16 protein-coding genes are annotated in these 25526 nt (G+C 53.7%); all 16 read left to right on the top strand.

From position 1 onward, the window contains the following. Window positions 1–26: 26 nt before the first annotated feature. The 16 genes from tviB to ACOYW0_RS06425 all read left to right on the top strand — a co-directional run bounded on the left by tviB (window position 27) and on the right by ACOYW0_RS06425 (window position 25421). Entirely contained in the window at window positions 27–1304 is a 1278-nt protein-coding gene (gene tviB, locus ACOYW0_RS06500; RefSeq protein ID WP_482417737.1) for a Vi polysaccharide biosynthesis UDP-N-acetylglucosamine C-6 dehydrogenase TviB, read from the top strand. Window positions 1305–1306: 2 nt separating this feature from the next. Then, window positions 1307–2350 (top strand): SDR family oxidoreductase, encoded by a 1044-nt coding sequence (locus ACOYW0_RS06495; RefSeq protein ID WP_482417736.1) that lies wholly within the window; start codon window positions 1307–1309, stop codon window positions 2348–2350. Continuing rightward, window positions 2347–3009, top strand: coding sequence for an exosortase C-terminal domain/associated protein EpsI (locus tag ACOYW0_RS06490; RefSeq protein ID WP_482417735.1), 663 nt, complete (start codon window positions 2347–2349; stop codon window positions 3007–3009). The genes ACOYW0_RS06495 and ACOYW0_RS06490 overlap by 4 nt, the downstream gene beginning before the upstream one ends. Then, window positions 2969–3838 carry an exosortase A gene (gene xrtA, locus ACOYW0_RS06485; RefSeq protein ID WP_482417734.1) on the top strand — a complete coding sequence of 290 codons (870 nt, stop codon included), beginning with the start codon at window positions 2969–2971 and terminating at the stop codon, window positions 3836–3838. Before ACOYW0_RS06490 ends, xrtA begins: the two co-directional genes overlap by 41 nt. Window positions 3839–3851: 13 nt before the next feature. Further along, the gene (locus ACOYW0_RS06480) at window positions 3852–4790 is read left to right on the top strand and encodes an XrtA system polysaccharide deacetylase (RefSeq protein ID WP_482417733.1); all 939 of its coding nucleotides are present in this window, start codon (window positions 3852–3854) and stop codon (window positions 4788–4790) included. 43 nt (window positions 4791–4833) lie between these two features. Beyond that, on the top strand, window positions 4834–5865 hold the full coding sequence (locus ACOYW0_RS06475; RefSeq protein WP_482417732.1) for a FemAB family XrtA/PEP-CTERM system-associated protein: 1032 nt from the start codon (window positions 4834–4836) through the stop codon (window positions 5863–5865). 282 nt (window positions 5866–6147) lie between these two features. Further along, entirely contained in the window at window positions 6148–7356 is a 1209-nt protein-coding gene (locus ACOYW0_RS06470) for a TIGR03087 family PEP-CTERM/XrtA system glycosyltransferase (protein WP_482417731.1), read from the top strand. Window positions 7357–7395: 39 nt separating this feature from the next. Continuing rightward, on the top strand, window positions 7396–8532 hold the full coding sequence (locus ACOYW0_RS06465; RefSeq protein WP_482417730.1) for a glycosyltransferase family 4 protein: 1137 nt from the start codon (window positions 7396–7398) through the stop codon (window positions 8530–8532). A 57-nt stretch (window positions 8533–8589) separates the two neighbouring features. Beyond that, the gene (asnB, locus tag ACOYW0_RS06460) at window positions 8590–10512 is read left to right on the top strand and encodes an asparagine synthase (glutamine-hydrolyzing) (protein WP_482417729.1); all 1923 of its coding nucleotides are present in this window, start codon (window positions 8590–8592) and stop codon (window positions 10510–10512) included. A 209-nt stretch (window positions 10513–10721) separates the two neighbouring features. Further along, window positions 10722–12020 (top strand): O-antigen ligase family protein, encoded by a 1299-nt coding sequence (locus ACOYW0_RS06455; RefSeq protein ID WP_482417728.1) that lies wholly within the window; start codon window positions 10722–10724, stop codon window positions 12018–12020. Window positions 12021–12333: 313 nt separating this feature from the next. Beyond that, window positions 12334–13686 (top strand): glycosyltransferase, encoded by a 1353-nt coding sequence (locus tag ACOYW0_RS06450; RefSeq protein WP_482417727.1) that lies wholly within the window; start codon window positions 12334–12336, stop codon window positions 13684–13686. A gap of 3 nt (window positions 13687–13689) precedes the next feature. Then, entirely contained in the window at window positions 13690–14823 is a 1134-nt protein-coding gene (locus ACOYW0_RS06445; protein ID WP_482417726.1) for a glycosyltransferase, read from the top strand. Beyond that, window positions 14820–16001, top strand: coding sequence for a glycosyltransferase family 4 protein (locus ACOYW0_RS06440; protein ID WP_482417725.1), 1182 nt, complete (start codon window positions 14820–14822; stop codon window positions 15999–16001). Before ACOYW0_RS06445 ends, ACOYW0_RS06440 begins: the two co-directional genes overlap by 4 nt. Before the next feature lie 195 nt (window positions 16002–16196). Next, window positions 16197–19106, top strand: coding sequence for an exo-rhamnogalacturonan lyase family protein (locus tag ACOYW0_RS06435; RefSeq protein ID WP_482417724.1), 2910 nt, complete (start codon window positions 16197–16199; stop codon window positions 19104–19106). 175 nt (window positions 19107–19281) lie between these two features. Beyond that, complete coding sequence (locus ACOYW0_RS06430) at window positions 19282–22191, top strand: exo-rhamnogalacturonan lyase family protein (RefSeq protein ID WP_482417723.1); 2910 nt, start codon at window positions 19282–19284, stop codon at window positions 22189–22191. 347 nt (window positions 22192–22538) lie between these two features. Further along, complete coding sequence (locus ACOYW0_RS06425; protein ID WP_482417722.1) at window positions 22539–25421, top strand: exo-rhamnogalacturonan lyase family protein; 2883 nt, start codon at window positions 22539–22541, stop codon at window positions 25419–25421. The last annotated feature ends 105 nt before the right edge of the window (window positions 25422–25526 follow it).

Genomic DNA, 25526 nt, shown 5'->3' with positions numbered 1-25526 from the left:
AACAACATAACCGAACTGGGTGAACCGTGATTCCTGAACAAGAGATGAAGATTGCCGTGATTGGCCTGGGGTATGTGGGTCTTCCCCTGGCCGTGGCCTTTGGCAGCCTGTTTGAGACGGTGGGCTACGACATCAACGACGCGCGTGTCCGAGAGCTGCAAGGGGGAGAGGACTCCACCCTGGAGGTTTCCCCGGAGGAGCTGGCCGGTGCCACATGCCTCTCCTATGCGTCGGACCCGGAGGCCCTGAAGTCCTGCAACGTGTATATCGTCACCGTGCCCACCCCCATCGACGGGAACAAGCGCCCGGACCTGACCCCCCTTGAGGCGGCCAGTGAGCTTGCGGGCCGCGTGATCGGTAAAGGTGACGTGGTGGTCTATGAGTCCACGGTGTATCCCGGGGCCACGGAAGAGGTGTGCGTGCCCATCATCGAAAAGGTCTCGGGCCTGCGCCTGAATACCGATTTTTATGCAGGGTACAGCCCGGAGCGCATCAACCCCGGGGACAAGGAGCACCGGGTGACCTCCATCCTCAAGGTGACCTCCGGTTCCACCCCCGAGGCCTCCGAGTTCGTGGATGGCCTCTACGCCAGGGTGATCACCGCAGGGACCCACAAGGCGGGCTCCATCCGCGTGGCCGAAGCTGCCAAGGTTATCGAGAACACCCAGCGGGACCTCAACATCGCCCTCATCAACGAGCTTGCCATCATGTTTAAGCGCATGGACATTGACACCGAGGAGGTGCTCAAGGCCGCAGGCACCAAGTGGAATTTTCTCCCTTTCCGTCCCGGCCTGGTGGGGGGGCACTGCATCGGGGTGGATCCCTACTACCTGACCCACAAGGCCCAGGAGATCGGCTACCACCCGGAGATTATCCTGGCGGGCAGGCGCATCAATGACGGCATGGGCGCCTACGTGGTCTCCGAGGTGGTCAAGCAGATGATCAAGCGGCGGATCCAGGTCGAGGGCGCCTCGGTGCTCATCATGGGCCTCACCTTCAAGGAAAACTGCCCGGACCTTCGCAACACCCGGGTGGTGGACATGGTCCAGGAGCTTTCCGAGTACCATGCCGAGGTGGCGGTGTACGATCCGTGGATCGACGCAAAAGAGGCCGAAGAGGAGTACGGGATCTCTCCGGTGAAGGAGCCGTTGAAAGGCGGCTACGATGCTGTGATTTTGGCCGTTGCCCACGATGCCTTCCGGGAGATGGGCATCGACGCCATCCGGGCCCTGGGCAAAGAGCAGCACCTTCTCTTTGACATCAAGTACCTGTTTCCCACAGACCAGGTGGACGCGAGGCTGTGATCATGACGCCCTTTGAACGCCTTGAACAGGAGCTTGCAGGGACACCGCGGGCCTGGCTGGTCACCGGCGTGGCCGGTTTCATCGGGTCCAACCTCCTGGAGGCCCTGTTGAAACTGGACCAGCACGTGGTGGGGCTCGACAACTTTTCCACGGGCCATGAAGCAAACCTCCGGGAGGTGCAGTCCCTGGTAACAAAGGCCCAGTGGGCCCGCTTCGACCTGATCCGGGGAGACATCATTGACCCGGAGACCTGCCTTAACGCCTGTCGGGGTGCGGATTATGTCCTGCACCAGGCCGCCCTGGGCTCGGTGCCCCGTTCCATCGAAGACCCCCTGGCAACCCATGCCAGCAACAACACCGGGTTTCTCAACATGCTGGTGGCGGCCCGGGACAGCCGGGTGAAACGGTTTGTCTACGCCGCCTCCAGCTCCACCTACGGAGATCATCCGGGTCTGCCCAAGGTGGAGGAGACCATTGGCAGGCCCCTGTCGCCCTACGCGGTCACCAAGTATGTCAACGAGCTTTACGCCGATGTCTTTGCCCGAACCTACGGCACGGCTTCGGTGGGGCTTCGTTACTTCAACATCTTCGGCCCCCGCCAGGACCCCGAGGGTGCCTATGCGGCGGTGATTCCCAAATGGATTGCCGCGTGCCTCAACCTGGAGCCCGTCTACATCAACGGTGACGGCGAGACCAGCCGGGATTTCTGCTACGTGAAAAACGCGGTGCAGGCCAACCTTCTGGCCGCCACGGCGAAGTTGGAAGGGGACCTCAGCCAGGTGGTGAACGTGGCCGTGGGGGATCGCACCTCTTTGAACAGCCTTTTTGGATCCATCCGGGAGAGCCTGTCTGTCCGGGTAAAGGGTCTGGTGTTGCCCGAGCCTGTGTATCGGGATTTCCGCGCCGGGGATGTGCGGCACTCCCAGGCCGATATCTCCAAGGCAGAGCGCCTTTTGGGATACCTGCCCACCCATCGCATCGGGCAAGGCCTTGAAGAGGCCATGGACTGGTATGTGGCTGCCTTAAGGCCCGGGAAGGCTCTATGACACAGCCTGCCCGAAGAAAAATTCCCCACGGGCGCCTGTGCCTGGCTGCCCTGCTGATGCTTGGCTCGGCCCTTTTTATAAGGGCCCTGGATGTCACCGAGGCCGTGCCCTTAAAACAGTCCTTTGAGTCCTTTCCCATGGAGATCGGGACGTGGTCCGGCGAGAAGGGGCGCTTTGACGAGGCCGTCTACAGGACCCTGGGCGTGGACGACTCCATCCTGAGCAACTACAGGACCCCCCGGGGCGATCTAGTCCAGCTCTACATCGGGTACTACCACAGCCAGAAAAAGGGGGACCTCATCCATTCTCCCAAGAACTGCATGCCCGGATCGGGCTGGGCCATCATCGAGTCGTCCCTGGAAGAGGTTCCCGGCCCTGATGAGGCCGACCCTTTTCAGGTGATCCGCCTGGTGGTGGAAAACAGCGGGAAGCGCAACGTGGTGCTTTACTGGTTCCAGTCCCGGGGGCGGATCATCTCTTCGGAGTACATGCAGAAAATCTATCTTGTGGTGGACTCCATTTTGAAACGGCGTACCGACGGCTCCTTTGTCCGGCTCATTTCCCCGGTGCGGGACGGGGATGTCGAGGCCAGCACCCAAACACTGAAATCCTTTGCCCATGACCTGGCACCACTTCTTCATGCATACCTTCCTTCATAGACTGACACAAACCAATACCAAGGCGGTGGGCTTCGCTTACGGGGCGCTTCTCGTGGCCTCCTTCGGTTTCTTGTACTTAGGGACCCTCACCGAACTCACCACGGACTGGAGCACCAACCCCAATTTTTCCCACGGGTACCTCGTGCCCTTGATCTCCGGGTTTCTGGTCTGGCGGGACAAAGAGCGGCTCAGGGCCCTTTCCGTCGCTCCCTGGAACCTGGGGCTGGCCGTGTTGGGGGGCGGGTTGCTGCTCTTCTGGGTGGGGACCGTGGGGGCAGAACTCTTTGTGATGCGATGCTCCATGCTCATTACCCTGGCCGGTGTGATCCTCTTTTGCCTGGGTAGGCAGTGGGCCAAGGCGTTGGCCGTGCCCCTGTGCTACCTGGTGTTCATGATTCCGCTGCCGGCCATCATTTGGAACAAGATCGCCTTTCCCCTTCAGCTCATGGCCGCTTCCGGAGCGGCTCAGGCACTGTCCCTGCTGGGTGTGCCCGTGTTTCGGGAAGGCAACGTCCTCCAGCTGGCCACCACAACCTTAGAGGTTGTGGACGCCTGCTCCGGGCTCCGGTCCCTCATGAGCCTTTTGGCCCTGGGCGCTGCCTTTGCTTTTCTTTCCTCCCTGTCCCCTTGGAAAAAGTGGGTGCTGTTTTTGTCCTCGGTTCCCATTGCCGTTCTGGTGAATGTGGTCCGGCTGACGACAACCGGGCTGCTGGCCGTGTACGTCAGCCCTGAGACGGCCAAAGGGACGATGCATGATCTTTCAGGTCTGGTGGCCTTTGGGGGGGCACTTTTTTTTCTATATTTTGTAAATCAATGTTTAGACAGGTGAATGGATTCGTATCATGGACTGTCCGGTTACTGTAACCCATTTTACCTCCGGCCGGAGGCCCTTACGGCCTCGGGCGTTCCTCTTCACCGTGGATGTTGAAGACTGGTTTCAGGTGGAGAACTTCAAGCCGTGGATTCCCTTTGAATCGTGGCCGCACCGGGAACTGCGCGTGGAGAAAAACATCCACCGGCTCCTTGATCTTCTGGACGGGGGAGAAGAAAGGCGGGAGGCCACTTTTTTTGTGCTGGGTTGGCTTGCCGAGCGCTATCCCAACCTGGTTCGGGAGATTCACACCTGCGGCCATGAGATCGCCTCCCACGGGTTCAATCATCACCTGCCCGCCATGCAGACTCAAAAGGCCTTGCGGGAAGACCTGGTTCGGAGCCGAAAGCTTCTGGAGGACACCATCGGAGAGGCGGTGCAGGGGTATCGGGCTCCGAGTTTTGCCGTGAACAAAGAGGTGCTGTCCCTTATTCAGGAGTGCGGATACCGCTACGACTCCAGTTACAACTCCTTTGACCGGCACGGCCGGTACGGCAGGCTGGATGTCTCGGGTTATCCCCGAAGGGGCATTGCCATTGAACTTGACGACTCGTTTTATGAGATGCCTGTCAGCAACCTGACGGCAGCAAGCCAGGTTATCCCCTGGGGAGGCGGGGGGTACTTCAGGATGATCCCGGCACCGGTTTATATGGCGGGGCTGCGCCGCCAGATGGACCAGGACGGGGCTTTTGTCTTTTACACCCACCCCTGGGAGCTGGATCCCGGTCAGCCCAGGGTGAAAGGGGCATCGGCCCAGTATGCCTTCAGGCACTACGTCAACCTTGGGGCAACGGCCCGAAAGCTGACTCATTGTTTTAGCGGGCTGAAAGGGAGCCGGTTCACAGGATGCCGGAGCTATCTGAACGAGGTGACCGGCGAAGGACGCGCTGATGCGCAACGGTGCGCGTGATGGCAGGGGGTGATGTTTGCAGACGGGAAAGGGGAGAATACGTATGGTAACGGTGAGGGTTTTTCAACCCGGGGATGAAGAGCGGTGGGATCGGTATGTCAACGGCCACGCCGACGGCACCTTTTTTCATCTGGTGTCGTGGAAACACGTGGTGGAGACCACCTTCGGGCATCGGTCCTGGTATCTGATAGCCGAAGACGAAGAGGCCAGGATCGTGGGCGTTTTGCCCCTGTTTGAGATCAAGAGCCTTTTGTTCGGGCACTTTGTGGTTTCCACACCCTTTGCCGAGACCGGGGGGCCCATTGCCGACTCGGAGGAGGTGACGGCAAAACTCCTGGATGAATCGGCCAGGATTGCCAAAAAGACAAAGTGTCACTACGTGGAGTTTCGAAACCGCCACGGCATGCCGGATCTGCCCACCAAGGATCTCTATTACAATTTTAAAAAAGAGATCTCTTCCAGCGACGATGACAACCTGAAGGCCATCCCCAGAAAATCACGGGCCATGGTGCGCAAGGGCATCAAGATGGGGCTCACCTCGGAGTTCGGGGATCATCTCCTCGACGAGTTTTACGATATCCTCTCCAAGAACTACCACAGGCTGGGCACCCCGGTGTTCCAGAAGCGGTTCTTCGCCAATTTTCTCTCCTGCTGCGGGGAAAATGCCCGCATCATGGTGGTGCGGACCCCCGAGGGCAGGGTGGCCTCTGCAGTGCTCACCTTTTACTACAAAAACAACGTGATCCCCTACTATGCGGGCTCGGACTTCCGGCTCAGGCACCTGGCCCCCAACGATTTTATGTACTGGGAGCTCATGCGGGACGCCAGCTGGAAAGGGTGCCACTGCTTTGACTTCGGCCGCAGCAAAAAGGGGACAGGCTCCTTTCACTTCAAAAAGAACTGGGGTTTTGAGCCGGAACCTCTGGCGTACCAGTACCACCTCCTGGACGTGGGCGAGATGCCCGACCTGAGCCCGGCCAACCCCAAGTACCAGAGGCGTATCGAGATGTGGCGGCGCATGCCGCTTCAGGCAACCCGGGTGGCCGGGCCCATGCTGTCCAAGTATCTTGTCTGAGATTCTATTGCCTCCGGCGGGTCGCTTTTTTGAAAAAAAACTCCGCAAAAAACGTTTCGGTTGTCTTCCCTTCTGGTGCTCAGCCTTTGGGGCTGAGCACCAGAAGGGAAGACTTAAACGTTGCGTTTTGAATTGTCGAGTTATCAAGAGCTAACAAATGAGCCGGAGTTATACGCAAGACCTGTTTGTCAAACCCGCTTTTAATAAATCAGACAAAAGTTTGGCCCCCGGCAGGGCCGCCGGAGGCAATATGACCCTTTCTTTTTTGACCAAGTGGAGCCCATGAGCCGCGTCCTGTACCTTGCCCACAGAATTCCCTACCCCCCCAACAAGGGGGATAAAATAAGGTCCTACAACACCATCCGGCACCTTGCTTTAAACCACGAGGTGGACCTGATCTGCCTTGCCGACGACCGGCGGGACCTCAAGCACCGGAAAGAACTTTCCGCTTTGTGCCGGAAGGTGGCGGTGCTGCCCCTGAACACCTTCAAAGCCAAGGTGAACGGGATTTGCAGTTTTTTGAAGGGGGCGACCATCTCCGAACGCTATTTTTACCGTCACAGGTTTCAGCGGATTTTCAACGCCTGGACCCGGGAGACGCCCTACGATGCGGTGATCTGTTTTTCTTCCCCCATGGCCCAGTACCTGCTGGAGGATGATTTTATCGCCACAAAGGGCGGCTCCATGCGCCTGGTCATGGATTTTTGCGACGTGGATTCGGAGAAGTGGATCCAGTATGCCGCCAAGCACGGCCCGTTGCCCGGGATGGTCTTTCGTCGGGAGGGGATGCGGCTTCTGGACTACGAACGAAGGATCAACCACCTTTTTGATTACTCCATTTTTGTCTCGGAGAAAGAGGCTGCTCTGTTCAAGGGGCGCTGCAGGGATGCACGCAACATCTCGGTGGTTCCCAATGGTGTGGACTGCGACTACTTTAATGACGAGGTTCCATTTCGAACTTCGATCCAAAGGGAACCCACGCTTATGTTTGCAGGGGCCATGGACTACTACGCCAATGTGGAAGGGGTCTCCTGGTTTTGTCGATCCGTGCTGCCAGCCATCTCCGGGACCTTACCCGGTACGGTTTTCAACATTGTGGGGAGCAACCCCCACGCCTCGGTAAGGGCCCTTGCGGGGAAAAGCGGCGTGAACGTAACAGGGTTTGTGGAGGATATCAGGCCCTGGTACCGGGAGGCTGACCTGTGCGTTATCCCTTTGCGCATTGCAAGGGGGGTCCAGAACAAGGTCCTGGAGGCCATGGCCATGGGCAAGGCGGTGGTTGCAACCCCCCAGGCCGTGGAAGGCATTGGGGCCCGGCATGGGGAGCATGTGGTGGTGGCCGACACCGCTTATCGATTCGCGGCTTCTGTGAACTCACTCATGGCCTCCCCGGATGCGAGGGCCACGCTGGGCCAGGCGGCGCGACGGTATGTGGAACGTGAGTACACCTGGGCCGGGAATATACGGAAAATTCGGGATATGGTTTCGTAAACGGGAACCGAACCCATTAGGAGCGATGAAGGGCGTTTTATGAAGATTCTCTATCACCATCGAACACGGGCTGAAGATGCCCAGGGTATCCACATCGCCGAGTTGATCCGGGCATTCCGGCGGCTGGGCCACAAGGTGACGGTGGTGGGGCTCATCGAGCCCGGGGCCGCGAGCACCGGCACCGGGTTCTCCATCAGTCGGTTCGCCTCCCTGGTTCCCGCCTGGGCCTACGAGGTGCTGGAGCTCCTCTACAACGTGTACGGTTTTTTTGTGCTGCGTGCCGAGGTGCGACGGGAAAAACCCGATTTTATCTACGAACGCTACGCCTTGCATAATGTGTCCGGCGTGTTGGTTTCTGCTTTTTGCAAGGTTCCGCTGGTCTTGGAGGTCAACGCACCCCTGGCCCTGGAAAAGGCCATGTACGGCTCCCTGGTCATGGGGAAATTGGCTCGGTTGACCGAGCGGTTTATCTGTTCCCGGGCTCATAGGACCCTTGTGGTCTCCACGCCCTTGAAAAAGATCCTTACCGCCTCGGGGGTGCCTGAAGAGAAGATCGTGGTGATGCCCAACGGGATCAACCCGGACCATTTTTCGGCCCGGGGCTCCGGTGCCGCCGTGCGTGAGCGATACGGCCTTCAGGGAAAGACCGTGCTGGGGTTCGTGGGGTGGTTTCGGAAATGGCATGGCCTGGAGGCACTGCTCGAGGTGTTTTGCACGCATGGCATGGCGGACAAGGGCATGCACATCATGCTTGTGGGGGACGGGCCTGCCTGCCCCGATTTGGAGTGGTTTGCAAGGGCAAAGGGGATTTACGAAAGCGGGGTGACTTTCACCGGGCCGGTGCCCAGGCAGGAGGTGCCGGGATATATCGCAGCTTTTGACGTTGCGCTCCAGCCCGACGTGACGGACTACGCGTCTCCCATGAAGGTCTTTGAGTACATGGCCATGGGAAAAGGGGTCATTGCCCCGGACAAAGAGAACATGCGGGAGATTTTCGGCCAAGGATACGGCGCCCTGTTCTCCGAGAGTGACCCGGAGGACATGGCAAGGGTCATGCTGGCGTGTGCCGCAGACACCGATCGCTCCGGGGCCTTGGGCGCACAGGCCTCTTCGATCCTTCGTGAGCGGGGCTATTATTGGACCACCAACGCAGAAGGGGTGGTGGCCCTTGTCTGAGTGCCGGGCCATGTCATTAATGGCCCGTGGCTTATTTTCTTAAAGAAAGAAGGCGTTATGTGCGGTATTGCCGGTGTTATCAATCTGGATAAAGAGCCTGTCTCCCCAACTGTGCTTCAAGGGATGGGGGACGTGCTGGCCCACCGGGGGCCGGACGACGAGGGTTTTTTCATTAACGGCGGGGCAGGGCACCGAAGTGACAAATGGAAAGGGTGCGGCGGTCCCGGCCATGTGGGCCTTGTACACCGCAGGTTGAGCATCATCGATTTGTCCACTGGGCACCAGCCCATGGCCAACGAGACCGGGGAGGTGTGGATCACCTATAACGGTGAGATCTACAATTACCGTGAGCTCCGGGCCCTTTTGAAGCAAAAAGGGCACCTCTTTGAGACGGACTCGGACACCGAGGTTATTGTCCATGCCTATGAGGAGTGGGGTGACGGGTGCGTAACGCGGTTCAGGGGCATGTTTGCCTTTGTGCTCTGGGACCGAAGGCAAGATAGGGTCTTCGCTGCCCGGGACAGGCTGGGCATCAAACCCCTGCATTACTTCTTAGACGACAAGCGGTTTGTCTTTGGGTCAGAGATCAAGGCCATTCTGGCGTGCCCGGGAGTGCCCAAATCCCTGCGTCCAGACGCCGCCTTCGACTACTTCCATTTTATGTACGTGCCTGGTCCGAAAACTATCTTTGAAGGGATACACAAGCTCCGCTCGGGGCATACCCTAACCCTGGAGAAGGGCGCCCTGGTGGAAAAAGAGTACTGGGACATCTCTTTTGCCGAGACCCGAGAGCTTTCGGAGGAGCAGTGGTGCCGACGAATCATCGACAAACTCACCGAATCCGTGGACGTGCGCATGGTCAGCGACGTGCCGTTGGGCGCTTTTTTGAGCGGTGGGGTGGATTCGAGCGCGGTGGTGGCCCTGATGGCGACCTTGAAAGGGGAGCCCGTGACCACCGCGTCCATCGGCTTTGCCGAAGGGGGCTTTAACGAGCTTCCCTTTGCCCGGGATATCGCCGAGCAATACGGCACTTGCCACCACGAAAAGGTGGTGGCCCCGGATTGCGCGGATATCTTGGAAAAGCTGGTGGAGGTCTTTGATGAGCCCTTTGCCGACTCCTCGGCCCTGCCCACCTATTGCGTCTCCAAGGTGGCAAGGGAGCAGGTGACTGTGGCCCTGTCCGGGGACGGTGGGGACGAAAATTTCGCCGGGTACAGACGGTACCTCTTCGATGTTCTGGAAAATCGCCTGAGGGGAATGTTTCCGGCCTGGGCCAGGCGCAGCCTCATCGGCGGTGCCGCAGCCCTTTACCCCAAGGGCGATCGCCTGCCCCAGTGGATGAGGGCCAAGACCCTGCTGACGAATCTCTCCCGGGATCCGGTGGAAGGCTACTACAACTCCATGACCTGGTTTCAGGGGGCACCCGATCTTTTTACGGAAGGGTTTATGGCACAGGTGGGAAGCTATTCGCCCATGGCGCATTTCAGAGCCCACTACCGAAAGGCGGATACCCCCTGCCCACTCTCCCGGATTCAGTACCTCGATATGAAGACCTATCTCGTGGACGACATCCTCACCAAGGTGGACCGGACGAGCATGGCGAACTCCCTGGAGGTGAGGGTCCCGGTTTTGGATCATGAGTTCATGGAATTGGTGGCCACCGTACCGTCCGGCCTCAAGCTGAAAAGACGGGAAGGGAAGTACATTTTTAAAAAATCCCTGTCCGGCCACTTGTCCCATGACTGCTTGTACCGTGAGAAAAAGGGCTTTTCCATCCCACTGTCCTCCTGGCTGAAGAACGATTTGAGGCCCCTTTTTGAGGATAACGTTTTAACAAGGGACAGCGTCTGCAGTGATTACCTTGACGGCAATGCTGTTGCAAGGCTTTGGAGGCAGCATCAAAAAGGGCAGCGGGACTTTTCCTATGAAATCTGGGCGATTCTTTTTTTCGAGCTTTGGGGGCGCAAGTGGCTTTCATGATGTTACCCTCTTAGAGAAAATCGTTGGAAAATGGGGTCTCCAAATTGTAAGGGGCTAAATCCCTTCGCTCTATGATTAATATGCTATTTGTCTGCGTTTATCTCTGGTTGTTGATTGAATGATGGTTGCAGCATAGGCGAAGGTGAGCTTTGCAATTCGACAACTCCACACTCACCGAATGCTGAAAACGAAATAAGTCAACTACTAATATGGTCTATCCAATTTTTTATCTTCTTGTTGTGGCCATTGGGTGGGGGGCCGGGCTCTTCCGGGGACCTTTTTGGGCTGTGCTGACCTATGTCTTTGTCTACTTTAACATCCCTTCCCATCAATGGTGGGCCGCCAGCGTGCCGGATCTAAGGTGGAGTTTTTTGTCGGCAGGCGTTGTGATGGCAAGCTGTGTGATCCACAAGGATCATCTCAAGGAGGGGATGAACGCGCCCTTGAAGGCGCTGATCCTGCTTTTGATCCTCATGATTTGTATCCTTCCCCTATCCTACAATACCGATCGCTCTATGGTGAGGCTCTACGATTTTTTCAGATATGTTCTCTTTTTTTATCTGGTGTGCAGGACCGTGAAGACGTTTGATCAGTATCGTTTGTTTGCCCTGTCCATTTTGTTTCATTGTTTTTATCTTGCCTTGCTTGCGCGGCACTATTTTTCCGGGGTGCGCCTGGACGGTGTGGGGCTGCCGGACGCCTCGGATGCCAACATGCTTGCCGCTCTTGTGGTATTGGTATTGCCCTTTCTCGTGGTGTTTTTATTTTTTGGAAGCAGGCTTGAAAAAGTTGTCTCATTTTTATTTGTTCCCTTTATTCTCAATATGTTTGCCATGACAAGGAGCCGGGGTGGCTTCATTGGCCTGTTAGTGGCTACGGGGGTTTTCGCCTGGGGCGCTCGCAGGGACGTGGGCATAAAAAAAATTATCATAGGATTAGCGGTGGCCTCGGTTGTGGTGCTGGGGGTCATGGATAAAGGCTATGTTGAGCGGGTTACCCGGTTGTTCGGGGGAGAAGAGAAAATCGAGGATCAAAGTGCCGGGCGGACAGAAATCTGGATGTACGGCCTGCGCATGATAAAAGACTATCCACTGGGGTGCGGTGGCGGGGGATTCTCCCTATTGAGCACCTCTTATCTCCCGGATCATTTGATTGAAAAAACAGTGGGGAGGCGGGCTTCCCACAATACCTATCTCTTGGTGGTGACCGAGCAAGGAGCACTTGGGCTGGCTATTTACATGATGTTTATCCTGCTTCTCTTCAAAGGGGCACGACGGACTCGCAGTAAACTTCATGGGATCACAGGGATTGACAAGGGCCTTCGGAATCACATGCTTGCCCATACCTACGCCTTGGAAACGGGGCTGGCTGGTTTTTTTGCGTCTTCAATTTTCATTGACCGTCTTTATTTTGAATGTATTTACTTGGTTGCGGCGTTAGTGCCAGTGCTTCTTTCTGTCGTAGAGGTAGCCCAACATTCCAGTAATGAGGAGCGAGGCTATCCATGAGGTTTTAAAGATCGAAACCGATATGGTGCGTTTTGGTTAATGGATTTGTGGGGCAACTCACCTCTTCACACGAAACACATGCGGAGTGTTTTGGCACGGTAGACAGGTAGCTCAAAAACAATCCAAAAGTTCAGGTGAAATACGGGAACTCCCCCCCCCCCCCCCCAAGAAAAAAACTATCATATTGTTATGTTACGGTTTTAGTTGTTTTCGGGTGCATCGGTCTGCTGAAGTAAATGAAAATCCTTGAGCATGTATTTCAAGAGGCTTGCTTCTTTAAAGTGTTAGTGATTCGGATTTTAATGGAGTTGTGATGAACAAAAAACGTGTGTTGTGCATCAGCTACCAGTTTCCGCCCTTTGCCGGGACAGGAGTTTTTCGGGTCTTAAATTTTGTAAAGCACCTTCCAAACCTTGGCTGGGCCCCAATGGTGCTCTCCGTTCATCCCAGCCATTACGAAAAAGGTACATTAATAGATGAGGGGCTGAATGCCAGAGTTGATTGCTCAGTGTCTGTTTATAAGACGAAATGTTTTCAGTGTCTTGAGGCTGTGGTTGGCCTCAATAACCATTTTAGGCGTGGAGCCTCCCCTGAATGGGCTATTCAGATTGAGACAGAAAGGCCTTTGAAACTGATCAGAAAGGGGATTTGGCAGAGGGTAAAGGACATTGTGACTTTGGCGTGCTGTACCCCTGATAAGCAGGTGGGATGGCTTCCCCATGGGCTTGCTGTAGGTTTTCATATTTGTCGCAATAAAAAACCCGATTTGATCTATGCGTCTGGTGGACCCTGGACTTCGTTTCTCATCGGGCTGATTTTAAAGATGCATTTTAACATACCGCTAGTTATCGATTTTAGGGACCCTTGGGTAGGCAATCCCTATGATGAGTTGAATTTTGGGCTGCGCAGGCGTGTGAACCGATTTTTGGAGAGATGTTGCCTCCGACAGGCCGATGCGGTCATCGCTAATACGGAGCCACTGCGTACCTTGTTGGCCGACACGGCGGGCTGCAGGGACAAGAGCCATACCATCACAAATGGTTATAACGAGGCGGAGTACGTTGACCTGGAGACCAGTGCATCGGGTATGTCCCCTGTGGTGGTGACCCATGTTGGTAACCTTTACGGAAAACGCACCCCCGATAGCTTTCTTCAGGCCTTGGCCCGGCTGATGGACACCGGAAAGCTGAAGGGGCAAGATTTTGAGGTTCGATTCATCGGCCATGTGGATGAAACCCGTATCAATAACCTTGTCGGCTCACATCCATTGCGGTCAGCAATAATCTGTGGGGGTGTCGTCCCCAAGAAGGAAGCGTTAAGGATGCTGTTTCAATCGGATATCGCTCTTCTCATTCAGCCGGATACCCACCTGCAGATTCCGGCCAAACTTTTTGAATATGTCCGTTCCCAAAAGCCTATTCTTGCTTTGTGCGGTGAGGGAGCCACGCAAGAGTTCATGGAAAAATACGGCCTTGGAGTGGTAGCGAGTGCCGACGACCCTAAGAGCATAGAGGAGGCTATTATCGACGTATTTAGGCAGGCTCAGTCCGCCGAAGACGTCGAAGGGAGGGATTATCGGAAGTTTGAAGCCAAGGCTTTGACGACCGAATTGGCAAGGATTTTTGACGGGCTTATTTTGTCATCTCAAAAGACGAGAAACGGGTGATGCATGTGGTTGGAACCAAGAAAAAAAGCTGAGTATAGTGTACTGCATCTGGTTCTTTCGTTGGGAGTAGGCGGGGCCGAGCGCATTGTATCTTCTCTTATCAAAGGAGGAGTGGACACCGGGGTCCCCCATGGGGTGTGTTGCCTCGACCACAAGGGCGGTTTTGCCGATACCTTGGAGGCCTCGGGCCATCCCGTCTATCTGGTGAGGAGAAAACCGGGTATTGATCTGTTGCTGCCATTCAAATTGGCAAGGCTGGCTGCGCGTGGCGGGTATACCACCCTTCACGCCCATGGGGAGACCCCCTGGTTTTATGCTGTGCTTTCTGTGGCCCTCACCCTGGGTATGAGGTTCCGGTGCCTGGCCACAATCCACGGCTACAGCGGTGGAGACAAGGCAGGGTTGGTCCATGTTCGCCTCTGGCGACTGCTGATGAGTTTCACCAGCCGTGTGGTTGTTGTCTCCGAGGCCCTTGAATACGAAATAAAGGCGATTTATCCGGTGCTGGGGAAAAAGGTCGAGATCATACGAAACGGGATTTCGCATGATCGTGGGGTACCCCCACAGTCCCGCGAGACTTGGGGGCTGAGGGGGAAGACCGTGGCGGGGGTGGTTTCTCGTTTGTCGCCTGTGAAGAATCATCTGCTGCTGCTCAGGGCGGCGGAGCAGCTCATCGGAGAGGGGCGGGAAGATTTTATTGTGATGATCGTCGGGGACGGCCCTGAGCGAGAGTCCCTCGAAGCCTATGCCCAAAGGCCCGGGCTGAAAGGGCACGTGATTTTTACTGGCGAGCGTCTCGATGCACTGGGATTTTACCCTCTTTTCGACATATTCGTGCTTCCCTCCCTGTCTGAGGGTATTTCGGTGGCTTTACTGGAGGCATCGGCGTTTGGAGTGCCTCTTATCGCCTCTGGGGTCGGGGGCAATACCGAAATTATTTCGCACATGGGAACGGGCTTGGTCTTTGAGTCAGAGAACCAGGATGACCTTGCTCGTCAGATAAGGCGGCTGCTCGACACACCGTCCCTTGCGAGGCAGCTCTCCACCGCTTCCAGTGCCTGCATCCGGAAGACCTTTTCGGTGCGCTCCATGGTAGGCCGGTACAACTGCCTTTATCGGGAAATGGCCAACAGATGAAAATTATAGTATTTACGACCCTGTTTCCCAACAATACGGCCCCTGAACACGGGATATTCATCAAAAATAGGATGAAGGCGGTCTCTGAAAGGGCAGGTCATGAAGTGCGTGTTGTTGCTCCTGTTCCCTATTTTCCTCCGGTCAAATGCTTCAAGGCGTGGTACCGCTTTTCCCAGGTTGCAACTCGCGAGAAAGTAGATGGCTTAATGGTCTATCATCCAAGGTACCTCGTGACTCCAAGGGTGGGGATGGCGGGGTATGGGGTGAGCCTTTTCCTGGGGGCACTGAAAACTGTCAAAGCCTTGGAAAAGAGCTTTCCCTTTGACGTCATCGATGCCCACTACATGTACCCGGATGCTTTCGCGGCCATCCTCATTGGAAAAGCCTTGAACAAGGCGGTGACGGTCTCGGCACGGGGCAGCGACATCCATCAGTTTTCAAACCTTACCATGATCCGTCCCCTTCTTCGATACACCCTCAAACAAGCCGATGCCGTCATTTCAGTGTGTGAGTCCCTCAAGGCCATGATGGTGGAGTTGGGCGTGCCCCCACACAAGGTGAGCGTTATTCCCAACGGCATTGACGGAACTGCCTTTTATCCTGCGGATCGCGTCAAGGCGCGACAGCGCCTGGGGATCCCCCTTGATTCTCGGGTGGTCCTCTCCGTGGGGGCTCTGATCCGGCTCAAGGGGCACCACCTCCTAGTGGAGGCCTTTGGCCGGATTGCGGCGGAAGAGCCGGACCATACCTGTTTGTACATTGTGGGCGACGGGGTGGAACGAGGCGCCCTTCATCGCCAGGTAGAGGCCTTGGGGCTTGGAAACCGGGTCGTTCTTTGCGGGCAGGTTCCCCACGGGGCCCTTGTAGACTATTACAACGCCGCCGATCTTTTTTTTCTGGGGAGCAAGAGGGAAGGCTGGCCCAACGTCATCTCCGAAGCTCTGGCCTGCGGAACCCCGGTGGTGGCCACTCGGGTCAACGGCATTCCCGAGATAGTCCGGTCCGATGAGCTGGGTGTTCTGGTGGCACGGGATGTGTCCTCTTTTGTGGTGGGAATTCGTCGGGCCCTGAACACCCGCTGGGACCGTCATGTCATTGGTGCGTACGGGCAGTCCCGGTCCTGGGCGATGGTGGCACAAAACGTTGTTTCTGTTTTAAAAAGGGAGGTTATGCGATAATATAATAAATAATCAATCCCTTACATATTATGTACCGCCTTTTACGGCTCGTCTTAGCCCCTTTGCAAATGCCCTGCAAAGTTCATGTTCTATGGGGAATCCATAGTATCACGGTCGATGTTTTTCGCGTGACTGAAAACGTTGGAACGGTAGTCGGTCTGTTCTATCCACTTCGTTTGACCATGATAGGTGAACATGATGAAAAAGACCTTGCAGTGTGCCATGAAAAGGCTCGTATTGTGTGTCGTTGTCGCGTTGTTCTGTGTTGACGGGATTATCCCAACCCATGGCGAATGTGCGGTGGATCCGGCCGTGAGGATCGAGATCCGCGAGTTGCTTCCGGAGGCCGTGACAGGGTTGGACAGAAACCATGAAGTGGCCACCTTCGGGGTGCCCTTAAGGGACTGCGACGGGATTCAATCCATCAGTGATTTGGGACTTTCCGGATTATGGGATTATCAGTTCCGGGTGCTGCACCGGTACCCGAGCGGCAATATTCAATGGGTGCTCATCGACACCCTCGCGTCGGTTTCTGCGGCGCAAAGCAAGGTTGTCTGGCTCACCAACGGTTCGGGCAACAGCTCGGGAAACAGCCTGCCTATTGACCTCGCCGCGGACAACGGCAACACCATCACGGTAGACACCGGTGCCGCTCGGTTTGTCATCAGAAAAGCCCGTTACAACGTCTTTGACTCCGTGGTGGCAGGGCGCACCTCTTTTCTTTCGAATACGGGCGGCATCACGGCTGTCAGCGGAACAACACAGTACTCTTCGGTTAACGACGAGCAGTCCACGGCGGTCATCGAAGAAAACGGTCCCATCAAGGCCGTGATCCGGTGTGAAGGTCACCTAAAACCGGAAAGCGGGCCGTGGCTCTTCGGCTACACCATGCGCATGTACTTTTATAAGAGCTCAGGACGTACCCGCCTGGATCTGATCCTTAAAAATGCCGAAATCAGTTCCTACTCCGTTAAAATTTTCGAATCGGTTCGAATAGAACTTCCCACCACTATGGTGACCCCCTCCTATCTGTTTTCAACCGGTCCGGGTGTCCAATCCGGTGGGGTTATCGACGGCACGGCCCATCTGTACCAGGGATACAGCAGCCACAAATATGTGCAGTACCTCGGCGGTGCGGATTTGCTCAAGGAACGCCTGGTACCGGATGTGGGGCTTGAGGTTGCCAACGGGACCACAGTGATTCACGCCTTGGGCGACGAAGAAGACTACAGTGAAGGCTATGCTGCCATGTACAGCGAGGGCATGCACATCAACTGCGGTATCCGAAACCTTTACGGCATGTGGCCTACAGGGTTTACCATGGCCGAGGACGGACATCTCTATATTGACGTGTTCAGCCCCCGTAACACCAAAGACGATATTCGGTTTGCCTTTTTCGCCTACGACAAACGGCAGGTGGTCCTGGAGTTTACCCCGGAAGCCAAGGACCCCAAACAGACCTTTTATACACTGCAATACCCCTTGAGCGGACGGGCGGATTATGAGCATTACTTGGAGGCACAGGCCATCTATGGGGAAGATCGGCTTGCAACCCATGCAGAGACACGGGATTTTCTATCGGAAATCGGCCTGGAAAGCTACGAGATTTCCAATGTGGATACCCTGCGAAGGTATTATGTTTGGGGGCAGGGTGGAGGTTCCAACCAGTATGATCTTCAGTTGTGCAAGTATCTCCACTATCTTCAGACAGGTAATGGGGGGGCCTTTTTGGCCGCCCAGAACGACGACCAACATAAAATGTTTGGCTCCGTCAAACACTCTGATGATTTCGACGTTTATGTCCAGGGGCCGACACTCTTTAAAAACGTGAACACTACCTCTCCGGCTGAACAGAGCCTTTCGTACAACAGCAGCTTTATCGACAGGCAACACTCTCACGATGTATCCGTACCCGTCGGGTACTTCCTCTCCGGAGATGAATCTTTGATTGAAACATGGAGTGATTACGGAGAGTATACACTCTATGATCAAGGCTCGGGAAAAGGAGCCATCGACAGCTACTACGATGGAACAACCTATGTGGGGTACCCTCGCACTTTTTCCAGGGCGTTAAGGCGTGCAGGAGCCTTTGCGCAGTATGCAAATACGGATGTCTGGCAGGAGAAGATACATCGAATGTTTAGAAATTTTATGGGGATGCGGGCAACTCAATTAGATGATGATCAAGACGGATGGGATCTGGATCGTGGCTTTTTTTATATGAGCAGAGATGGAAGCAGGCCCGATGGCGTGCGTTCCAATAAGGTATTTATGGCATACGATATATTCCCCAATGCCTTTTGGTATTACGTTATTGATAATTTTGATGATCCCTTGATATATGAGGACTATCAAGACTATATTCTGGGACTTGCCTATCACTCATTACGTGAGATCCTTCCCTTGGATCATCAGCCCTATGGATTCAAGCTTGATGAAGCCAATGCATCGGACCCTTCTGGAGAGTATCCGTTTGCCTTATTGATGGCAGTTGGGTATGAAATGACGGGTGATGATTCTTTTTTGGATGATTACACCTCACATTATCGTCGAATGCTGATTGCTCAGACAGAAGAACGGGTCTATTCTCCCTATTCGTCAAAATTTATACACAACCATGAAAACCGTGATATTTTAACGGGCTATGTGTCTCCTTTAGGGGCCGGACGTGTCGACTTGGGAAACTCCGATGCACCGGGTGTTTCGCGTTCCGGTTCTGTGTACACATTGACCTGGCAAGCGCCCATGGACGAGATTATTCGTTATCAGATAAAGTTCTCTGCGTCGCCAATGGTCGAGAACCTCAATTTCGATCAGGTGACAAGGGCGTATGAATACGCTCCTTCAGCATATGATAATTTCTGGGCGGCGTTGAACATCGCCAATGAGCCCACTCCCAAGCAGTCTGAAGGGGATGTGGAGACAGTATCCATAGACGTTGCGCAGGCAATCAACTCCTACAATACCCGGTATGGTCTGACCGCCAGCCAGCCCGCCTATCAAGTCTATGATGACCAGACAGATTACTTTTTTTCTGTAAAGTTTTTTGCTGATGCACCCATTGTCAATGGAATAGACACCCCATTACTGCCTTGCCCCCCCTAACATGGGAAGTCATTCGTTTCCCCCCCCTTATTTTTGAATGGCCTAGTGACTGCATAAACAAACCGAGACAAAGAATACGCTTCATCGACGACAGGTATATTGGTTGTGTTGTTGAAACGGTTCGCGATCTCCATTGTGCTGCATGACCGGGAGTTGAGAGCTATAAGGGGGACAGATGTACATGACGATTCGTGGCGTGGGTAGTGGTCTGCGGAAGAGTCCGCTATGGCTGTTCTGGGTAACGTTCTGTTTCTGCTGTGGGGTCACGGTACATGGATATCCTGCCATAAGCCACCCCGTGAAAATCCGGATTCACGAACTTCTCCCCGATGGCGTAAAGGGTTTGAACAGGGATCATGAAATTGCATCCTTTGGGATACCGTTGAAGGAGGCGGCTGGGATTCAGACTATCGATGAGTTGGGTCTTGTGGGGGGAGGGGCATATCAGTTCAGGGTGTTGCACAGGTATCCCGGCGGCCATGTTCAGTGGGTCCTTGTGGATACCCTGGCATCGGTATCGGCAGGAGAGGAGACTATTGTCTGGCTGACCAACGGGGTCGGCAACAGCTCGGGGCCTCAGTTGGCAACGGATCTGGGGGAAAAAATATCGGTGGACACCGGTGCTGCCCGGTTCGTGATCACGAAAAAAAATTACAACGTGTTTGATTCCGTTTTAATAGAAGGTGAGCCTTTTGTTACCCCAACTGGGTGTATTGCAGCCGTCGGTGGATCAACTCGCTACTCGTCGGTCAATGACGATGACTCCACGGCAGTGATTGAAGAAAACGGTCCGGTAAAGGCTGTCATCCGATGCGATGGGCATCTGAAGTCATCCCTTGATGACTGGCTTTTCGGGTATACCATGCGTATGTACTTTTATAAGGGTACAGGCCGCACCCGCCTTGACCTCATCATCAAGAATGCGGAAATAAGCTCCTTTAGCATCAAAGAGTTTGAGTCCGTTCGTATCGAACTCCCAACTACCATTGAAAGCCCTACCTTCCTTTTTTCAACCGGGCCGGATTCGATATCCTCAGGGCCTGTTGACGGAACAGCGTATCTGTACCAGGCCTATAGCTGCCACAAGTATGATCAGTACATGGGTGATTCCGATCGGCTGAGAAATCGATTGGTACCCGACGTGGGGCTCAAGGTTGTCAATGGTGCATCCGTGATTCATGAACTCGGAAATGAGACAGATCATACTGAAGGATTTGCTTCGTATTTCTCACGTACCAAGCGCATTAATTGCGGAATTCGTAATCTTTACGGCATGTGGCCCGCAGGGCTTACGATGGATGATGAGGGGCATTTGCATATTGATATATACAGTACCTACAATTCAAAAGATGATATCTACTTTGCCTTTTTTGCCCATGACAAAAGGCAGGTTGTCCTTGAGTTTACCAAGTCGGCAAAGGAACCCGAACGAACGTTTTACGCCGTGCAATATCCTTTGACCGGCCGGGCCGAATTTCAACATTACAAGGATACCCGGGCCATCTATTACCACAACAGACTGGCAACACACGAGGAAACACGCAATTTTTTAAAAGAGATCGGACTGGAGAGCTATGAGATTTCGAATATGGACACCATGCGCAGGTTTTATGTCTGGGGACAGACCGGAGGTTCCAATCAGTATGATGTGAATTTATGCCAGTATCTTCACTACCTGCAGACCGGCAATGGAGGGGCGTTTCTGGCAGCACAGAACATGGACCACCACAAAATGTTCGGTTCAACCCATCATTCCGATGACTTTAATGTGTATACCGAAGGGCCTAAATTTTTCCCAAATGTGAATACTGCATGCCCGCCGAATCAAGATAAAGTGTCCTTTAACTATAAATTCTTCGACCGAGAGCATTCCCATGATGTCTCCGTCCCCATCGGGTATCTCTTAACCGGTGATGAGTCGATCATAAACGCCTGGAAAGATCACGGAGAGTATACACTGTATGATCAGGGCTCAGGAAAACATGGGGTGGACAGTTATTACGACGGAACAACATACTTGGGGTATGTACGAGTTTTTTCAAGGGCATTCCGTCGGGCAGGTGCTTTTGGCCTGTACACCGAAGATCCGGTGTGGGTGGAGAAGGCCGGACGTATGGTAAGGACGCTGCTCAGTTTGAGGGACGACCCTGAGGATGTGAGCCGGGACGGCTGGCAGTTGGACCGGGGCTATGTGTATATGCACGGTCACGGGAACGAAACTTTCGGTGGAAAACGGACCAATACCTTGTTTATGACATGCGGGATTTTTGCTGACTCCCTTTGTTATTATGACTTTTTTGGCTTTGGGGCTCCAATGTACTACGAAGACTATCGCGATTACATGCTCGGTTTGTCGTATCATGCATTGAATGAGTTGGTTTCTCTGGAGCGTCAACCCTATGTATACACGTTAGATCAGCCAGCTATTATGGAGGGGCTTGGGTCATACCCTTTATCCGGCCTGATGGCCCATGGATATGAGATGACGGGAAATGATCTCTTTCTGAGCATGTATAAGCATCATTATAATTGGATGTTGACATCCCAAAGAAAAGAACGAGTTTACACTTTGTATTCATCGCGTTTTATCCATGACTATTACAACAGAAACGTGCGCACCGGATATGTGTCACCCATGGGTGCCGGGCGTGTGGATATGGGTAATTCTGAGTGTGAGAACATCTCACGGACAGGTTCAGTGTATACCTTGACGTGGGGCGTCCCCGAAAAAGGAATCAAGCGTTATCAGATCAAATGCTCATCGCAGCCCATGGTGGAGAATCTCGAGTTTGATCAGAGAAAAAGGACCTATACTTATAACCCGGACCTTTACGACAATTTCTGGGCTGCATTGAACGTGGACAATGAACCCCAACCCAAACAGGTTGAGGGAGCAACAGAATCCGTGGACATCGATGTTCGACAGGTTATCCGTGAGTACAACACCCTGTATAATCTGAGTGAAGCAGATCCCGCTCATCGGGTCTACAATCCGGAGACAGACTATTGTTTTGCCGTAAAGTACTCTACCGTGCTTCCCCACTCTTTTAGTGGCACGTTTCCTGCCGTGCCATGCCCGAACTGATGGGATCAGAGGGTTAACCTAAAGAGGTTCATAACTATTCAGCTCAAACAAGCCTCCGGCGGCCCTGCCGGGGGACAAACTTATAGCCTGATTTATAAAACCGGGTTTGACAAACAGGTCTTAAGCAAGCCTTTCCAGGCTCCGCCGAAATAATTTCCACTTTTTCACATTAGAAACGTTTTTTGGGGAGCTTGTTTTCAAAAAAGTGACCCGCCGGAGGCAAGCTGAATAGTTACAGAGGTTCCTGGGATCTGAGAAGGATTTTTGAATTCCGTGCCTTCAATTTCTTCGTTTTACGAGGAAACTCAGGGGGGCTATCAAGCCGAGCAATGAAAAGGTGCATTTCAGTGAGTGATATCGAAAAAACGGTTGTGCGCGTTGTCGTTATGGCTTTTTTTGCGGTTTTCGTTGGTGGGGCTTCAGGGGTCTGTGCCGTGACTCCACCTGTGAAGATCATGGTTCATGAGCTTCTCCCCGAAGGTGTCACAGGGTTGGACAGAGTTGAGGAGGCTTTCTCGTTCGGAGTCCCATTGAAAGATACAGATGCGGTTCAATCAGCATGTGAACTGGTGCTTAGGGGGCCTTCGGCATATCAGTTCAGGGTGCTGCACAGATACCCCAGCGGCCATGTTCAGTGGGTCCTTGTGGATACCCTGGCATCGGTATCGGCAGGTGAGGAGACCATTGTCTGGCTGACCAACGGAGGTGGCAACAGTTCAGGGCCTCTGTTGGCGACGGACTTGGGAACGAAAATATCGGTGGACACCGATGTTGCCCGGTTCGTGATCACGAAAAAGAACTACAACGTGTTTGATTCCGTTTTCGTAGGCGAAACGTCCTTCCTTGAGCCCACCGGAGAGGTTACGGCGGTCAGCGGATCAACCCGGTACTCGTCGGCCAATGATGGTGATTCCACGGCAGTGATTGAAGAAAACGGCCCGGTAAAGGCTGTCATCCGATGCGATGGGCATCTGAAGTCATCCCTTGATGACTGGCTTTTCGGGTATACCATGCGTATGTATTTTTATAAGGGCACAGGCCGAACGCGCCTTGACCTCATCATCAAGAATGCGGAAATAAGCTCCTTCACCGTCAAAGAATTTGAATCCCTTCGCATTGAACTTCCCACCACCATCGCAAATCCCTCCTATCTTTTTTCCACCGGTCCGGGGACCATATCCACAGGGCCTGTTGACGGAACAGCGTATCTGTACCAGGGCTACAGCAGCCACAAGTATGTTCAGTACATGGGGGAGTCCGGTCTGCTAAGGGAGCGCCTGGTGCCCGACGTGGGGCTCAAAGTGGTCAATGGTGCCACTGTGATTCATGAACTGGGAAACGAGGCGGACCATAGCGAAGGGTTTGCATCGTATTTTTTTGGAGCTAAGCGCATCAACTGCGGGATTCGTAACCTTTACGGTATGTGGCCGGCGGGGTTTACCATGGATGACGAGGGCCACCTGTATATTGATATCTACAGCACCCACAACACAAAAGACGATATTCATTTTGCCTTTTACGCCCATGACAAACGGCAGGTCGTGCTGGAGTTTACCACGGAGTCAAAGGCATCCCAACGGACATTTTATGCCGTGCAATACCCTTTGACCGGTCGGGCCAAATTTCAACATTACAAGGATACCCGGGCCATCTATTCTCACGACAGACTGGCAACCCACGGAGAAACACGAAAATTCCTGAAAGAGATCGGCCTGGAAAGCTTTGAAATATCAAATGTAGACACCATGCGTAGGTACTATGTCTGGGGGATGGGCGGGGGGCCAAACCAGTACGACATGAATTTGTGCCAGTACCTTCACTATTTACAAACCGGCAACGGGGGAGCGTTTCTGGCAGCCCAGAACATGGACCATCACAAAATGTTCGGATCCACCCGTCACTCGGATGATTTTGATTTTTATCGTTACGGACCTGAACGGTTTAAAAATATCAATAATATTGATCCGGATAAGCAACCCCTTGCCTTCAACAATCGCTTTTTAGACCGGGAGCATTCCCATGATGTTTCTGTTCCCATAGGCTACCTGCTGGTTGGCGATGAATCCATCATGAATGCCTGGAAGGATCACGGTGAGTACACACTGTATGACCAGGGCTCCGGAAATCACGGTGAGGTTAGCTATTACGACGGTACAACATACTTTGGGTATGTTCGTATTTTTTCAAGGGCATTCCGTCGGGCAGGTGCCTTTGGCCAGTATACAGAGGATCCTTTGTGGCACGAGAAGGCCGGGCGTATGGCAAGGACGCTGCTCAGCTTGAGGGACGACCCTGAGGACGTGAACAAGGATGGGTGGCAGTTGGATCGGGGGTATGTATATATGCACCGCCACGGAAACGAAACCTACGGTGGAAAACGAACCAATACCGTGTTTATGACATACGGGATTTTTTCTGATTCCCTTTGCTATTATGATTCAGTTGGTTTTGGAAACCCATTATACCACGAAGACTACTACGATTACATGCTCGGTCTTTCCTATCATGCATTGAATGAGTTGGTCCCCCTGGGGCATCAACCCTATACATACACTTTAGACCAATCAGCCATTCTGGATGATGCCGGAGCATATCCCTTATCCGGGCTGATGGCTCATGGGTATGAGATGACGGGAGATGATCAGTTTTTGAGCAGGTACAAGCCCCATTATAACGGAATGCTGACAGCTCAGAGCAAAGAGCGTGTTTACTCGTTGTATTCATCGCGTTTTATCCATGATTATTACAACAGGAACGTGTGCACCGGATATGTGTCACCCATGGGGAACGGGCGTGTGGACATGGGCAATTCCGTAGGCATGAACATTTCGCGAAGCGGATCAGTCTACGCCTTGACGTGGGAGGTCCCCAGAAAAGGTATCAAGCGCTACCAGATAAAGTTCTCACCACAGCCTATGGTGGAGAATCTCGGGTTTGATCAGAGAAAAAGGACTTATACCTATAATCCGGCCTTTTACGACAATTTTTGGGCTGCATTGAACGTGGGCAATGAACCCACACCCAAACAGGTCGAAGGAGAGACGGAATCCGTGACCATCGACGTACGGCAGGTCATCCATGAATACAATGCCAGGTACGGCCTTGAACCCGGTGAAGCTGCCTATCTATCCTATGATTCAACCAGGGATTATTTCTTTGCTGTGAAATATTATACTGTGGTTCCTTTGTTCCATGGAATAACGATACCGTCGCTTTTTTGTCCTCCTTGATTATGTCACTGAATGATGAGAAATGGCGGTTCGTACTGCATGCCCCCCCGTGTTATCACTTCCTGTTATGTCCATGCCTGTTTACTCATAAAATCTTTCTTTTCG

The sequence above is a fragment of the Desulfoluna sp. HI9BLuna genome (genome assembly GCF_056829775.1).
This window is presented reverse-complemented; position numbering and strand designations above follow the sequence as displayed.